The organism is Exiguobacterium abrahamii (assembly GCF_015645365.1).
Taxonomy (GTDB): domain Bacteria; phylum Bacillota; class Bacilli; order Exiguobacteriales; family Exiguobacteriaceae; genus Exiguobacterium_A; species Exiguobacterium_A abrahamii.
Map to the genome: position 1 here is coordinate 1,420,137 of NZ_JADOYC010000001.1, position 15,512 is coordinate 1,435,648.

Here is a 15,512-nt window from a genome sequence, read left to right on the forward strand (position 1 = left end):
TCCTCAGCTCCGTCATCACTTCACACGTTCATTGAACAATTTCTCTAGTTGGTCAGGATCAAGTTGATTCAAATCAGGGATCTGGATCAAGGTCAGTTTGACATGCGATAAATCATAGTCGTCGAGTGACTGTTCCAAAAGTTCTCGTTCATGTGCATCATAGCGTTTGCCTAACGTCGTCACCGTTAGTTGCTGGCGTTTCTCGTCATAGCTATGCTGAACGACGAACGTCTCTTGAAATGTTTCCTCGACATAACGGTCAAGATTCGTCTCAAACAGACTATCCTGACTGAGCAGATAAGCTGTATAGACACTTGGTATGCTGATGAGACAGGCTAGCGCAATTAAGGAACGATTGATTCGTTTTGATGACTGAATCCGTAAACTCTGATCTGTCCGTAAGAGCCATTTGACACCAAGGAACGTCGCGATCAAAATAAAACTACAGTTGATCAAGAATAGATAACTGGCACCAAGCGCGTAGGTCATGTTCTGATTCGCAATGGCGTAACCGACCGTACAGACCGGTGGCATCAAGGCGGTAGCAATCGCGACACCAGGAACGATATTATTCGCTCCTTTCTTGCGTAAACCGATCCATCCCGCGACTCCCCCAGCAAAGGCGATCAGCACGTCCCAAATCGTCGGGAACGTCCGTGCGATCAGTTCATCACTCGCTGCCGTCAAAGGCGAAAAATAGAAATAGACGGTCGATGTCACGATGCTGATCGTCAACTGGACGAGCAACAGTCGGAGTGCTTTCTTGAATAGAGGTATATCCGAGATCCCTAACGCCATACCGAGACCAAGAATCGGATTCATCAGCGGTGAAACCAACATCGCTCCGATGATGACAGCGGTCGAATTCAAGTTCAATCCAATCGAGGCGATGAAAATCGCACACATCAAGATGACCGCATTGCTCGACCGAATCGTCAGCTCCTGATCGATTTTGTTTCTCGTCTCTTGCAGATCATAGACCGATGCTTCCATGAAGGATCCACCTTTCCACCGTCGATCAATACGAGTCGCACCATTCAAGTCATTGGTTTTTATTTACCCACTTTTAGTGTGTTCGTCTTATTTCCCGTATGAAAAATAAAAAAATCCCTTTAACGAAAGGTACATTGCTCATGAAAAAATTCCGCGGCAAACGCCGTTATTTTAAAAATCTCGAACTGGAATTCAACAGTTTTTCTTCTCCAGCCTATATTGATTCAGACGTCTGGTTTAACGACTGGCACGAGCACCCTGACTTTTATGGACATGGCAACGCGAGTCTGCGTATTCGTAAAGCACATCTTCGGATTGCGTTGAGCGCTATGCAGGACATGCGACAAAAACTAGAGGAAAAACAGATTGAACATCAGCTTTACATAACGATTGTTCTCGAGGATGCTTCACAAGACGCACTTCATGTCCACACGCCGAATCCGGACGGCACCCCTTTCCCACTCGAGCGGATTCAGTCGTTCCCTCTCGCTTCACACATTCCGACCTGGGTAACGGAACTCTTTCCGGGCAACCGGTATACGATTCATCAATCACAGGAAGAATTCATCGATTACACGGAAGAGACACCTGTCAGCTCGACCGTCACCTTTTTTTACATCTTGCCTAACCGTTAACGATACGACAACGAGCTATCCTTTCCATCACAGGAAGAGGATAGCTCGTTTTGTTCGGTTTCTCTTATGGTAGCAAGACGACCTTACCTAATTTGCCAGCTTGTTTGAAGTACGATTGGGCTTCTCGCGCTTCAGCGAGCGGGAACGTCCGGTCGATGACGGGCTGAATCGTCTGCGTCCGAACGGCCTCCAGTAATTTCTCATAATCATGGCGATTGCCAAGGACGGATCCTTGGAGACGGATATGTTTTAAATAAAGCGTCCGAAAATCGAGCGACGTCACCTGTCCCCCGGACGATCCGGAAATGCAGTACGTTCCGCCACGCTTCAGCAGATCCAGTCCTCGTTTGAACACCGCATCGCCGACGACGTCGAGAATCGCATCGACCGGATCGACTTCTTGCATGACCTGCTGATCCCAATCCGGCTCACGGTAGGAAACGACCAAGTCCGCCCCGAGTTTTTGCAATTGATCCGTCAGCTTCAAGTCACCGACGAGTGCGACGACACGGGCACCGAAGACACGTTTCGCAATCTGGACGTTGAGTGAACCGACACCGCCGCTGGCTCCTGTTACGAGTACCGTCTGTCCTTGTTGTAAGTCAAGTTGTTCGACCATGTGCCACGCCGTCAATCCACTGACCGAGAAGACCGCACTGTCCGTATAGGAAGCAAGCGGCATGTCGTAACAGAGTTCGAGCGGCCAGCAGACATACTCCGCGTATCCGCCGTTATACTCGGAGCCGATGAACGATAAGTCCTCAGCACTTTGTTCGTCAGCGATTTCTCCACTTGCCGTGAACGGGAACAAGACGACGTCGCGACCGATTTCCGTCTCGGCGACACCGTCTCCGACCGCGACGATCCGTCCGCTGATGTCTGAGCCGGGAATCCGTGGGAACTTGACACCTTCTGCTTTCCAGCCGGATTCACTCTCTGCACCATAGGCGCCTTCCCGCATCCAGATTTCTGTATTATTCAAGGCGCAGGCTTTGATTTCAATCAACACCTCGCCTTGTTTCGGTTGTGGTGTCTCTTGATCGATATAGGCGAGCTGCTCAAGCCCACCATGCCCCGTTACGGTGACTGCCTTCATGTTTTTGCCTCACTTTCTTTCCCTCATATGATATCTCTCTTCTTTACCCATCTATCCTGATTTTAATATCCTGCTTCCGTAACCCGCTGTCTCCTCCTATAGAACGATTCGTCCTCGTTTAATATCTAGATATAATATGGATACGAATTCACGTCTGGAGGAACGATGTATGAAAAAACGATTAATCTTTATAGGGACTTTAGCAACCATCACGGTGCTGGGTATTTCTTGGTCGAGAGGTGGCGCAGACCCCGTCATGAAAGACAACTATCAACCTATCCAAAAAGATACGATGTATCGAGGACAGGTCGCTTGGCCACAAGAAACGCGCGATCGTTCGATTGCCGGGGAAGCGAGCGGTGTCGCTGTTGCTCCGAACGGTGACGTCTACTATTTACACCGGGGTAGTAATTCATATGGCGATGACACCTACATCACAGAACCGACATTGATCGTGCTCGACGGGAAGACGATGCAGGTGAAGAAACGGTTAGGCGCAGGACTATTCAAGTCACCGCACGGTCTCGAAGTCGATGACAAAAACAACATCTGGATTACCGACATCAGCCTGAACCAAGTCTTCAAGCTCGACCCGTCAGGCAAAGTCTTGCAAACGTTCGGAAACACATATGGTCCGTTCACGGAAGTCGGTCTGCGCATCCGAAACGTCTTGCCAAGCATCCCGCTACAGCTGGATGAAAAGACGTTCGCTCGTCCGACAGACGTCACCGTTTTCAAGGACGGCTCGTTCGCCGTATCTGACGGCTACCGGAATAGTCGCATCGTCATGTTCGATCAAAAAGGAACAGTCAAATGGGAAGTCAATGAACTCGGTAAACAAGACGGACAGTTCAATCTGCCGCATGGGATCAGTAGCGACGATGAGATGAATCTCTATGTGGCGGACCGGGACAACGCCCGGGTTCAAGTCTTTAATCGAAATGGCAAACACATCGATACATGGTCGTCAAAAGAACTCGGTCGACCGTACGGGATCGAAGTCGGTGCGAACGGTAAAGTCTACGTCGCCGATGGCGGAAACTATCTAAATGGACAAAAAAAGAACGCGCAGAGTCAAATCGTCATCTTGAACAAACAAGGAAAGATCGAGAAACGATTCGGTGTATGGGGCAAAGAAGCGGGACAACTCCGGATTGCGCACGACATCGCGGTCGGTTCGGACGGAACGGTTTATGTCGCGGAACTAATGAATGAGCGACTTCAAGTGTTTTCCAAGTGATGAAATATACCTCGCCTTAATACGTCAGCAGCCTGTCTCGTTATTAAATCGAGACAGGCTGCTTCGTTTAAGACCCTTCCTGAAAATCACGACGTGCATATCCGACTTGACCGATGACAACAAGTAGACATGCTACTACGAGCAGGACACCGAACAGTATTCCATCGAAGTCTTCCGTCGGTACTTTCGGAATCAATCCTTGGATCGCCGTATACTCCACCCATTTTGGTAAGTCGATGATTCCACCGAAATACCCAATAAAGAAGGAATAGGTCACGTATACATAGGTTAACTTGCTCCACGTTGGTCGCCACCCGATGAAAAGAGCAGCCAACCCAAGAAACAGGAGAACTGATGGCAGATAGTTGATTCCGGCAATGAAAAAGTCAGTGAATGTCATGGTCGCGTCCGGTCCCATTACTGAAATGGCAGTAAAACCTAGACTACTGATGACGATGAATATCGAGATGAGAGATGACGCGACAGCTAAACCAATCGTATTCCAGTACAGTTGTTGTCTTGAGACTTTCGTCGCGAACAACGGACTCAAGCGCCGACGGTCCTCTTCGGTGTATAACCGGTTCATGAGCGTAATCGGTAGAATCGCAACGAGGACCATCATGATCATCATGATCGTGCCGGTAAAGGATTCTTCAATCGTAGCACCTGAAACCGTGAACATCTGCTGGATGGTTGCATTGCTGTCAATGAATGTCTGCATGTCTCCATAAATCGAACCATAAGCAAGAGCCATGATTAGAAAAGCGACCATCCATGCGATGATGCTTCCGCGACTAATCCGAATCAACAGACCACGGATCGATAACAAGGATCGATTGGCTGTAGCACGTCCCTCTTTTTCAGGCAGATACCCAGCGCCCATGTCCCGATGATTTTCAAGAACTAGAGCCACGGTCATCAAAATGAGGCTCACTCCGATCGCCATTACGAGAAACAGCCAATTGTTCTCCGTGAATGGATAGGTCAAATACGTCCATCCCAGCGGATTGAGCACTGATAGTTGGTCATTCGATACATCCGTACCGGCGCGACCTAAATAAAGAAGACCAATCCATCCGATCATACCTGCCGTCGCACTAGAAGACGACGGCATGATTTGAGCAATCAGTAAGGCAAACGTTGCACCTAAGATCCCTGCAGCCCCAACCGAAAGACCAAATAAAGCTGCACCCGCATTTGAAAACGTCTCGACTTGAAAAGCAATCAACGCACCGCTGATCAGTATCGAAATACTAAGATTGATTAAAATCACTTCAATTAGAATAGCGAGTGAATTGGCTTGTCGTCCGATTTGAAAAGAACGCATCAACTCCGTCAGCCCTAAATCTTCTTCCTTCCGTGTGTGTTGAATGACATGGAGTGACGATAAGACCATCGACAATAATGCACAGAAGATGAGCATTTGATGTGAGAACATGGCGCCTAGCGTATAGTCCGCTATTGAAACAGGCGTCGTACCAATCATCGAGATCATCGCTGGATTTTTCAAGGTTTCATATAATCCACGCAGACTATCCCCTTTCGCCATCTCTTCGAAAGAAGGAATAAAGCCGACCGTAAATAAGGTCACACCGAGCGTCCATATTATGATTTTTTTGCTATCCCGTCTGAGATACTGAGACAACAGGATCTGCCAACAGGTAAACTGAAATCGCATTCGTCTTCCTCCTTTTTATCATGTGCAGCACGTAGTATATACCGTCGTCATTTTTCGTAATGGCGCATGAACAGGTCCTCTAGTGATGGAGGCACTGCTTCTAAATAAACTACTTCCAGTTTTACCGCCTCTGTAAGAACCGCATTCATGCGAGAAGAATCCATTGAAAATACTGCCTGATTTATATTGCGCTGCGTGAAGTCATGAACACCGTCCAAGTTTTTAATCAATGAAAGATCCTGTTTCGTCTCTAACGTGATGACCGATCGTGTCAAATGTCTCAGTTCTTGCAACGTTCCCGTCTCAACGATTTCGCCTTTTCGAATGATGACGACACGATCCGCTAGTCGTTCGACTTCGCTGAGAATGTGTGATGACAATAAAATCGATTTTCCAGCTTGTTTGATTTTTTCTACCTCTTCTTGAAAAACAGATTCCATCAACGGATCAAGACCGGATGTTGGTTCATCGAAGATGTAGAGATCGGAATCGACTGCTAACGCGGCAATCAAACCGACTTTTTGCCGATTTCCTTTCGAATAACTTTTCGCCTTCTTTTTTGGATCAAGTTCAAAGCGATCGATTAAAGCATCACGCTTCGTTTGGTCTCCACCACCGTGTAACTTCATGAATAGATCAATGATTTCTCCACCCGTCAGATTCCCCCATAATGCGACGTCCCCTGGCACATATGAGATTCTTTTATGGATCTCAACACTATCGCGCCAGACATCCTTCCCGAAGATTTCCGCCTTTCCCGCATCTCGTTTGATGATCCCAAGCAACGTCCGAATTGTCGTTGATTTTCCTGCACCGTTCGGACCGATGAAGCCAATCACTTCACCTCGTTGAGCCGAGAACGTGATGTCGGATAAAGCTTGAAATTTCGAGAATTTCTTTTTAACTCCTTTTAGTTCAATAATCGGGTTCATGTTTCTTCCTTCCTCTCTTCATCTCTAAATTCAGACTTAAAACAAACTAAATCAATAAGTGTAGTTTTAAACTAAAGTAAACAGTTTAAATAAAATACTAATTAATCTATTTTAGTTCATTTTATATTTTTTATTTTTATCTGTAAAGATAATAATGTACTGAAATTAATTTGATAGTCCATTTCTAATCCATTACACTAGAAGGAGAAGTATTTTTTATAAGAGGTGAGACAAATGAATGGTTTTGAAAAACGAACAGAAGAAAAGAAAAAACAGATTCTCGATACAGCGTTTCGCTTGATGAATCAACAAGATGGTCATAAGACAATGACAGTCGATGAACTTGCCAAACAGGCAAATGTCGCTAAAACGACGATTTTCAAATACTTCGGTAATAAAGAGGCATTGGTCCAAGAAGTGTACAAACGGTTCATTACGGAGATGAGTACATCCGTAGAAGTCATCTTATCCAAAAATGAGTCTTTCGAAAAAACGCTTCTTGAGATCAGCTTCAATAAATTACGATTTCTGAAGGATCTCGATGAATCGTTTTATCTTGAGATGATGCAACAAATCACAACAAAACAGGATGATGGTTTGTCAGTATTAATGGAGAAATTCGCAAGTGATAGTCACGCGATGATGCTTGATTTATTTCACCGTGGTCGTAAGGAGAAGAAGATCGACTTGAAGTATTCCGATGAGTTTTTGCTACTCTATTTCCAAACACTTGCGGAAGGTCTGTCACATCCCCAGATTTACGAGCAACTCTTACCTTACACGTCGAATTTCTCAGAAGTGATCATCAAAGGAATCTCACCTCGATAAATACGATTTGACTTGAGAGTGATAGAACCTGAGTAGGAAACGACATCGCCTACGGTTTTTGAAAAAATGAATGACCTCAATTGAAAAGGCAGTAATGTTGCCTTTCTATATTTTGGTAAAATAAAGAAAATCCATTGGGGGTGTCTCATGAAACGTGGTCTAACATTAGCCGTCCTACTGATCCTCGTCGTTTGCGTCATCGTTTTCGAACCGTTCCGTGGCGCGCCACCGAATCCCGAAGTCGAGGCAAACGGAAAGGATGTTCCGACCGTCCAGGGGTCTTACTGCTGGGATAGCTTACTTCGCAGTCAATGTGTCGATAAGACGTACCGTGACGGTCTTGACCTAGCAAAAGGGAAAACGCCAGTTACCGTCTCTGCTGGAGCACCCGTCCGTGTCGAATTATCCGGTGATCTTAAAAGCGTAAAACTATCACAGTGGGACGATCAAAAACAGGAATCCCCTGTCGCTTTGAAAAAAGATCAGTTCAACGCCCCGACAGAACCTGGTCTCTATGCGTACGAACTAAACTCGCGCTGGGGACAAGGAGACGGACAATTCGGATTCTTACTGAAAGTGCAGTGAAACAATAACCCCCTTGACGTACGATGACGTCAAGGGGGTTATTTCATCCTGCTTGGTGATAAAGTTGCAAAATGCCAAAGACAGTCAAGATCATATACCCTGTCCCGATGAACAGAAAGACCGGGCGAATCAATTGATCCTTCGGTTGGCGCGTGATGCCTTCGAAGAAACCACCGGTGATGAAACCAAGAATCAAGATTCCAAGATACATCAATAAGAACGTCAGGATACGACCTCCAAGACCAGTCTGCAACAAGACTGGCGAGAGCCAGATCAATATCCCAATAAAACTAACAAGCCCAAGAATTCCGATCACGATCCCGTATAGCGGTCGTACTGTATTCAGACGCTTGAAAAAACGTTGTCGCTCAACGAGCATCATCGCCGACAGACATGTCAGTAAGAACACTACCAAAAAGTAGAGCGTTTGTGAGATTGGCTCCGTCATCGAGAAGAGTGGCGTGCTGAGTACGACAAGTAGTGGCAATACGCTAAGTATAAAGAATTTCACTGTCATTCTCCTTTCAGTGAATCAATATAAAAGGTGTTTCTGAATCACTTATGACTTAGCGTATCATACAAATCATTCCAGGATTTTCCCATTTGATTCGTTCTGATTATGAAAATCCGTTTCCTTACGATCGATGGAGTTCTTGAAATCGATCAATCATGCGCACAAGGGAACGATTGATGATGTCCAGTTCCATTTCGTCAAGAATCGTCGTCATCTCCTCCGCCAATTGCTCTTCAATCTCATCCATCGTTCGCAAGTAGGCTACCCCATTCGTATCGAGTTGGATGAAACTTTCCCTTAAGTTTGCTGGATTCTTTCGACGCTTGATGAATGTACGTTCTTCCAAGATTTTCAGTACTTGACTGACCGCACTCTTCGAGATTCCCATCGTTCGTGCGATTTCCGTCGACGTCCAGGAGTCTTTTCGTTTGAACAATAGCAGTAGCTGTTCCTGTTGTTGACTCAAAGCGAACGGATTCAACGCTGCGAAAAACTTCGCCAGCTGAAGATCTAGTTCATCGATACGCCGATACATCGTCAAGATGTCCTGTTTTTTAGATCCTTCCATTGTTTTCCTCCTGTCATGAAATGTTCCGAAAATCTCGACTTCTGCGATAGAGTAACAGACCACAGATGACACCCATCACTGCGAACGCAATCAGCAGAAACTGAATTGGAATTTCGATCGCGACTAACAGTGATAAGACCGCGAACGCAATCGGTTCTAGACCGGAAGCGGCAAGCGCCATGATGCTCATGACGCGTCCGATCTTATCCGGATCACTCCGCTCCTGTAAAATCGTCACGGTCGGCAGATAAACGAGCATCAACAAAAATCCACTCATCGCCGCCGTGAAAGCAAGTAACGGAATCGATGTCACCTGGGTGTACAGCAAGAAAGCACCTAACGTCAAAAACAGCGTACGAAAGACGAACCGACCGCGATGAATCGACCTTAGAAACAACACGACGACACTGGCAACAAATGTCCCGACAGCAAGGCCACCTTCGATGAGACTGAGATCCGCTGCTGATCCTTTCGCTGCGCCGACGAGAATCGGGATGCTCATGATCAACGGTCCCATGACGAATAGATTGACGATGGCAATCGACAACGTACCAGCACGTAAGACGGGCGTCTCTTTGACATACCGAATCCCTTCGCGTAAGTCGCGTAAGACCTGACGAATCGAGAGGACGGCGATATCCGGAATAGGATCGCGAATCAGCCGCGGTAGGACCAGTAGGGCTGCAATAAAGATTAAGATCATCGCTGTCCCGAAGCTCAGTCCAAATCCCCCTTGCGTCAGCAGAAGTCCTGCGAGAAACGGACCGATGACGAACATCAATTCGAGTGATCCTTGAAATAAGGAATTCGCCCGCTGTAATTGCGACGCAGGAACGAGAGACGGCAACAAGGACGATAAAGCAGGATAAGACATGCCATCCAAAATGCCAAACACGACAGAAATCAAAAAGAGTGTCCCGACCGAGTACGCATCAGCGTAATGTAAGAGCACGACACCAAGCATCAAGAACGCCTGTCCGAGATTCGTCCAAAAGAGAAGACGGCTCTTCTGGAATCGATCGGCGAACACGCCACCAAACACCATCATGATGACCCGGGGCAACGACACGGCTGTTAATATCAGACCAAGCAAGGCGGGCTGTCGCAAGACATCAATCGTCAACCACGACACACTCAAGAAGAAGATCGCAAAGCCGAGCGTTAATGTCATACCGGACAACCACATGAAGACAAAGCGTTGATTCCTCAGCACTGCCATGAATCAGACTCCCTTTCCTTTATAGTTAAGTTAACTAAACTATATGAAGCGACCGATCGCTTGTCAACGGAGCAATCGGTTAACGAGGCTGATTCAAAAGTCAGTCTCTATAAAAATAAGGATGGCAGAATGATGATCTGCCACCCTTACCGCATTCTTTTTTACGTCAGTCGCAACTAATCATGCTTTTTCGATGACACGACGGACAATCCGGAAAAAGACCGCGTGCGGCAAGAATCGTTTCAATCGAATTAAGTTCGCTGCGTTCTTGCCGACGGGATATCGCATCTTTTTCGAGTCATCCATCACGGCACGGTGAATCGCACCCGCGACGACTTCCGGTCCTTCAGCTTCTTCTCCTGCTGCGTTCGAATTTTTGAGCGCCGTTTTCATATAGTCGGCATAATCCACGATGTTCGTTTGCACGAGATCTTGCGACCGTCCGTAGAAGTCGGTCTTGATCGGTCCTGGTTCGATCAGTTTGACGGCGATCCCGAGCGGAGCAAGCTCATAATGTAGCGATTCCATGAATCCCTCAACAGCCCATTTCGAGCTGTGGTACAGACTATAGATTGGAAACGTGACTTGTCCTCCGACGGATGTCACAGTCACGATCTTCCCCTTTCGTTGTTTTCGAAAGAGTGGCAATGCCTGACGCGTCACGTTCATGACACCGAAGACGTTCGTATCGAATTGACGTTTGATTTGCTCCGCTGTCGCCTCCTCGAAGATCCCGACCGCACCGTACCCTGCATTGTTCAACAGGACGTCAATCGTACCGAAATCGTTCGTGATGGCTTCAAAGGTTAGACGAATGCTCCTCTCGTCCGTGACATCCAGTGCATACAAGCGAACTCCCGGTAATGAGGCGAGGTCACTTGACGTCTCCGGCTTTCGCATCGTCGCTGCGACATGCCATCCTTCCTGACTGAACCGTTCGACGGTTGCCCGACCGATTCCGCTAGATGCTCCTGTGATGACGATCGTTTTCTTTTGTTTCATTGTGAATTCTCCTTTGTTGTTTGACTTAGCGTGCAAAATAACGTTTTGCGATGGTCATTTTTTTCGACGTGTACGGCGCGTAGCGTAACGATGGATCTAGTTTCGTCGACGTTTTGACGATGCTCTTCGCATGCGAGAACGTCTCAAAGGTGTGTCTGCCGTGATACGCCCCCATCCCGCTACCACCGACTCCACCAAACGGCAGTTCAGCGTTCATCAGATGCACCATGCCATTGTTGATACATCCTCCTCCGAACTCGACGTGCTCCAAGAAGTAGGATTCCATCTCCGTTGATTCCGTATAGAGATATAAGGCGAGTGGATAACGATTGCGACGAATGATCGAGACAGCTTGTTCCGGTGAGCTGAACGATACGATCGGAAGTAACGGACCGAAGATTTCTTCATGCATGATGTCGTCCTCAAGCGATACGGCGTCAAGCAACGTTGGCTCCACGTAGCGATCCGCTAAATCGATTCGTCCTCCGTGAACGATCGTGCCTTGTTGCATCAGACGATGCAGAGCGTGTACGCGGCGCTCATTGATGATGCGTCCATAACTTTCACTCAATTGTGGATCCGCTCCAAAAGCACGTCTGATTTCTACTTTTAGCAACTGGATCAACGCATCCTTGACTGTCTCTTCAACGAGCAGATAATCCGGACAGACACACGTTTGACCGGCATTGAAGAATTTCGACCAGACGATCCGTTTCGCTGCTACTTGGAGATTCGCACTCTTATCGACGATGACGGGACTCTTCCCACCAAGCTCAAGTGTCGTCGGTACCAGTTTGGCAGCCGTCTTCATGGCGATATGTCGTCCGACACCCGGGCTTCCCGTAAAGAAGACATGGTCGAAGCGGAATCGGTCGAGTAACTGGTCACCGACGACTGCCCCATCACCGAGGACGACACTGATATAGTCTGGATCGAACGTCGTTGCGATGAGCTCTGCAATCAAACCCGACGTATGCGGTGTCAAATCCGACGGTTTCAAGACGATGCAATTTCCGGCTGCGATTGCGCCGATGACGGGTGCAAGCAACAGCTGGAACGGGTAATTCCATGGTCCGATGATTAAGACGACACCGAGCGGATCGTGTCGGATGAAGCTCTTTGACGGCTGCAGGACGAGTGGTGTTGCGACTCGCTTCGGCTCCATCCAGCGCGCTAATTGTTTTTTCGCTTCACGTAGCTCTTGATAGAGCACGCCGATTTCTGACGTGTAGGCTTCAAATGTCGGTTTTCCTAAATCCTTTGCTAATGCTACGAGAATCCGTTCTTCGTTTGATCGGACTAACTGTTCCAGCCGTTCGAGCTGACGTAACCGAAAATCGATCGTCTTTGTTTTCCCCGCGTCAAAGAACGCACGTTTCCCACTATAGACTTCTTCGGTTACGGCTTGATCTTGTAAAATCATGGTTGGGTGTTGCATCGTTCATCGCTCACTTTCTTTATGTTCTTTCGTTTAAACATTTAAACGTTTAATGTAAAATCAAACTCTCTTCTCATGTGTGAGAAAAGAGCCTCGGTCAGCGTAGGATACAATCTTCTTCGATAGCCGCCGTCAATGTTTTCAAGACGTTGACCGCTTCTTGTAAAGTCAGATAATAGTAGTTCTCCGTACCGACTTTCTCAGAAGCGACGATTCCTGCTGCCCGCAATACTTTCAGGTGATGCGAAATCGCTGGTCGAGATAACGAAATTTTTTCATCCAATTGACTGACGTTCAAACGATCGTACCGTGCCAATTCAATGATGATCGCTTGACGATTGACATCCGATAAGACTTGAAAAATCGGAATCGCATCTTGAAAATACCCTACTGCTGCGTCTAGAGCTTGTACATCCTGTTCGTTTTTTCTCATAGCGCCTCCGTTTAAACGTTTAAACATTTAAATTCATGCTCCTAGTTTACAATCCTTTCTTTCCGTTGTCAACTGATTCATTTCATATTCTTATTTACAGGTTCAGGAAACTCATGATAGGATGGTAAAAATTGCATGATTCAAACGCGTCGAAGAGAACAGTACGTCATCTCGGCTTTTCCTAGAGAGCTCCGATTGGTGGAAAGGAGCATCAGCCATTGACCGAACCAAGCCTCTGAGCAGCACGGTGGAACCGAATCGGGGATATCGTGACGGGTGCTCCCGTTATCGAGCTCAGGTATTTGCCGTTTAAAAACGGTCGTACCGATGAAGGCGATACCGGTGACGGTCTCGCGAACAGGGGTGGCACCACGACACGCACAGTCTCGTCCCCAAGACCAACGTCTTGGAGGTGGGATTTTTTTATTGGCTTAAAAAACAATAAAAAGGAGTGTGTCATATGTCGAATTGGAAATACCCTGGATTGCTATTACTTGGTGTCGGTGTCTCGAACATCGGCGCTTGGGTCTACTTCATCGCCTTGAATTTAATTGTCCTTGAACGAACGGGATCAGCGTTCGCCGTCTCCGTTCTCTATATTTTATTGCCGATCTCCGCGCTGTTGACGAGCCTCTGGTCCGGTAGTGTCGTCGATCGGATCAATCAGCGTCGCTTGCTCGTCATGCTTGACGTCGCCCGTGCCGGGCTCGTCTTTTCACTGACACTGATCGATTCGTTGTATGTCCTCTATGCGATTGTCTTTATCCTGAACATCGGCAACACGCTGTTTGAGACATCATCATTGATCTACATGACGAAACTCGTCCCGGAGACGAGTCGTCAACGGTTCAATGCGTTGAAGAACTTTATTCAGTCGGCAGGCTTTATTCTCGGACCGTCGATTGCTGGATTCTTATTTTTAATCGGTTCCCCGGAGACGGCAATCGTCCTGAACGCAGGAGCGCTGTTGTGTTCTGCTGCCTTACTGTCCGTCTTGCCTGACGTCCGCCAGGCGACTCCAGCGACGTCCTTCTCACTCCAAGTGATTCTCTCGGACTGGAAAGAGACGTTTCAGTTTGCACGGACTCGGCGCTACATCACGCTCGTCTACGCCTTCTATGCGCTGATGATCGTCCTGATGAGCGGACTCGATTCGCTTGAAGCCTCGTTTGCGACGATCGTCCTACATTTGGATGAGAGCACGTATGGATTTCTCGTCAGTATCGCCGGAATCGGCATCATCTGTGGTTCTGCAATCAATGCGACCTTCACGCATCGCTTGTCGCTCCGCTTCTTGATTCAATTTGGAGCACTGCTGACACCAATCGGTTATGTAATCTTTGCCACAGCGGCGTCATTCCTGACGGCAGCGATCGGCTTTTTCTTGCTGACGTTCGCCCTTGCGTTTGCGAACACCGGCTTCATGACGTTCGCTCAAACGCACATTCCGGTCGAAACGATGGGACGATTCCTCAGTAGTATCCATGTCGTGCAGTCAGCTGGTGTCATTCTCTTGACGGCGTTGATCGGTTTCTATGCGGAGACCTCGATTCGCTTGACGTATACCGTCGCTGCAGTCAGCTTCCTGTTCATCGGTGGATGGATCGTTTGGACCGTCCAGGATCGAACGAAACGGCATTATTATACGACGGAAACAGACGAAGCGATCAAGCTTTCGTCATGAGAAAGGAAGGTATTCATGCACCTGACCGCAAAACGAATTTTCCTCCGTCCGCTTGACGTGACCGATGCACACGTCTTATTCGAACAAACCCAGGATGAGACATTACGTTTCCTGACTTGTACGACGGCGACGTTTTCGCTCGAGCAGATCGAACGACACATTCTTTCGATTCAAGCTGATCCATCGCGCTTCGATTTCGCTATCTGTTTGAATTCCGGTGAAATGATTGGTGAATGTTCGATTTTAGACATTGAGGCAGAGTTGAAACAAGCAGGCTTTCGTATTATGATGCGTGCCCTCCCGTGGACCAGTCAAGGATACGGGACAGAGGCGATCGCGTGTATCATCCGGTTTTGTTTCGAGGAACTTCGACTTCATCAACTTAAACTTGAAGTGTTTTCGCATAATGAGCGAGCCATCGCTGCCTATAAAAAAGTTGGCTTTGACATCGTAGAAACGATTCCTGATGCTGTATCCTTTGAAGGGCGTTCGTTCGACGAGATCATCATGCGGAAATGTAGCCCACTCTATACTTAAAAGAATCACTCCTGATGTAGCACCTCCTTCGTGAGGTGCTTTTTCTAATTGATTAAAAACGAACATATCGAATTAACAGATTTTTTAGTCAATTCACTATTATTTGTATATAATGGAAAAATAAAAAGAA

At 47.3% G+C, this 15,512-nt stretch carries 16 protein-coding genes; 6 read left to right on the forward strand and 10 right to left on the reverse strand.

The genetic code is table 11. The features are described 5' to 3' along the window. Positions 1-15 precede the first annotated feature (15 nt). Positions 16-993, reverse strand: a complete 978-nt coding sequence (locus ITJ88_RS07405; RefSeq protein WP_195865170.1) for a DUF389 domain-containing protein — start codon at positions 991-993, stop codon at positions 16-18. Positions 994-1,133: 140 nt separating this feature from the next. On the opposite strand from ITJ88_RS07405, the gene ITJ88_RS07410 reads away from it, so the two are divergent. Then, a complete protein-coding gene (locus tag ITJ88_RS07410) occupies positions 1,134-1,628 on the forward strand; it encodes a hypothetical protein (RefSeq protein WP_195865171.1) in 495 nt (164 codons plus the stop codon). A 64-nt stretch (positions 1,629-1,692) separates the two neighbouring features. On the opposite strand, the gene ITJ88_RS07415 is transcribed toward ITJ88_RS07410, so the two are convergent. Beyond that, positions 1,693-2,724 carry a zinc-binding dehydrogenase gene (locus ITJ88_RS07415; protein WP_195865172.1) on the reverse strand — a complete coding sequence of 344 codons (1,032 nt, stop codon included), beginning with the start codon at positions 2,722-2,724 and terminating at the stop codon, positions 1,693-1,695. A 169-nt stretch (positions 2,725-2,893) separates the two neighbouring features. Between ITJ88_RS07415 and ITJ88_RS07420 the strand changes: the two genes are divergently transcribed. Continuing rightward, positions 2,894-3,964: a peptidyl-alpha-hydroxyglycine alpha-amidating lyase family protein gene (locus tag ITJ88_RS07420; RefSeq protein WP_195865173.1), complete on the forward strand. Its 1,071-nt coding sequence runs from the start codon at positions 2,894-2,896 to the stop codon at positions 3,962-3,964. Positions 3,965-4,031: 67 nt separating this feature from the next. Here the strand turns inward: ITJ88_RS07420 and ITJ88_RS07425 are convergent, their stop codons facing one another. Continuing rightward, positions 4,032-5,642, reverse strand: coding sequence for an ABC transporter permease (locus ITJ88_RS07425; protein WP_195865174.1), 1,611 nt, complete (start codon positions 5,640-5,642; stop codon positions 4,032-4,034). Between the two features lie 47 nt (positions 5,643-5,689). Further along, positions 5,690-6,574, reverse strand: coding sequence for an ABC transporter ATP-binding protein (locus ITJ88_RS07430; RefSeq protein ID WP_195865175.1), 885 nt, complete (start codon positions 6,572-6,574; stop codon positions 5,690-5,692). A gap of 234 nt (positions 6,575-6,808) precedes the next feature. Here ITJ88_RS07430 and ITJ88_RS07435 point away from each other — a divergent pair, with 234 nt between their 5' ends. Then, positions 6,809-7,402 (forward strand): TetR/AcrR family transcriptional regulator, encoded by a 594-nt coding sequence (locus ITJ88_RS07435; protein WP_195865176.1) that lies wholly within the window; start codon positions 6,809-6,811, stop codon positions 7,400-7,402. A gap of 147 nt (positions 7,403-7,549) precedes the next feature. Continuing rightward, a complete protein-coding gene (locus tag ITJ88_RS07440; RefSeq protein WP_195865177.1) occupies positions 7,550-7,987 on the forward strand; it encodes a hypothetical protein in 438 nt (145 codons plus the stop codon). Positions 7,988-8,030: 43 nt separating this feature from the next. On the opposite strand, the gene ITJ88_RS07445 is transcribed toward ITJ88_RS07440, so the two are convergent. From ITJ88_RS07445 to ITJ88_RS07470, 6 genes are all read right to left on the reverse strand, one after another. After that, positions 8,031-8,498, reverse strand: a complete 468-nt coding sequence (locus tag ITJ88_RS07445; RefSeq protein ID WP_195865178.1) for a hypothetical protein — start codon at positions 8,496-8,498, stop codon at positions 8,031-8,033. A 124-nt stretch (positions 8,499-8,622) separates the two neighbouring features. Continuing rightward, positions 8,623-9,069 (reverse strand): MarR family winged helix-turn-helix transcriptional regulator, encoded by a 447-nt coding sequence (locus tag ITJ88_RS07450; protein ID WP_195865179.1) that lies wholly within the window; start codon positions 9,067-9,069, stop codon positions 8,623-8,625. A gap of 13 nt (positions 9,070-9,082) precedes the next feature. Continuing rightward, positions 9,083-10,288: an MFS transporter gene (locus ITJ88_RS07455; RefSeq protein ID WP_195865180.1), complete on the reverse strand. Its 1,206-nt coding sequence runs from the start codon at positions 10,286-10,288 to the stop codon at positions 9,083-9,085. Between the two features lie 180 nt (positions 10,289-10,468). Next, positions 10,469-11,290, reverse strand: coding sequence for an SDR family oxidoreductase (locus ITJ88_RS07460; protein WP_195865181.1), 822 nt, complete (start codon positions 11,288-11,290; stop codon positions 10,469-10,471). Between the two features lie 25 nt (positions 11,291-11,315). After that, entirely contained in the window at positions 11,316-12,728 is a 1,413-nt protein-coding gene (locus ITJ88_RS07465) for an aldehyde dehydrogenase family protein (protein ID WP_230088575.1), read from the reverse strand. Positions 12,729-12,825: 97 nt separating this feature from the next. Further along, the gene (locus tag ITJ88_RS07470; protein WP_023468128.1) at positions 12,826-13,188 is read right to left on the reverse strand and encodes an ArsR/SmtB family transcription factor; all 363 of its coding nucleotides are present in this window, start codon (positions 13,186-13,188) and stop codon (positions 12,826-12,828) included. A 433-nt stretch (positions 13,189-13,621) separates the two neighbouring features. Between ITJ88_RS07470 and ITJ88_RS07475 the strand changes: the two genes are divergently transcribed. Beyond that, a complete protein-coding gene (locus ITJ88_RS07475) occupies positions 13,622-14,845 on the forward strand; it encodes an MFS transporter (protein ID WP_195865182.1) in 1,224 nt (407 codons plus the stop codon). Positions 14,846-14,860: 15 nt separating this feature from the next. Then, the gene (locus ITJ88_RS07480; RefSeq protein WP_195865183.1) at positions 14,861-15,382 is read left to right on the forward strand and encodes a GNAT family N-acetyltransferase; all 522 of its coding nucleotides are present in this window, start codon (positions 14,861-14,863) and stop codon (positions 15,380-15,382) included. Positions 15,383-15,512 lie beyond the last annotated feature (130 nt).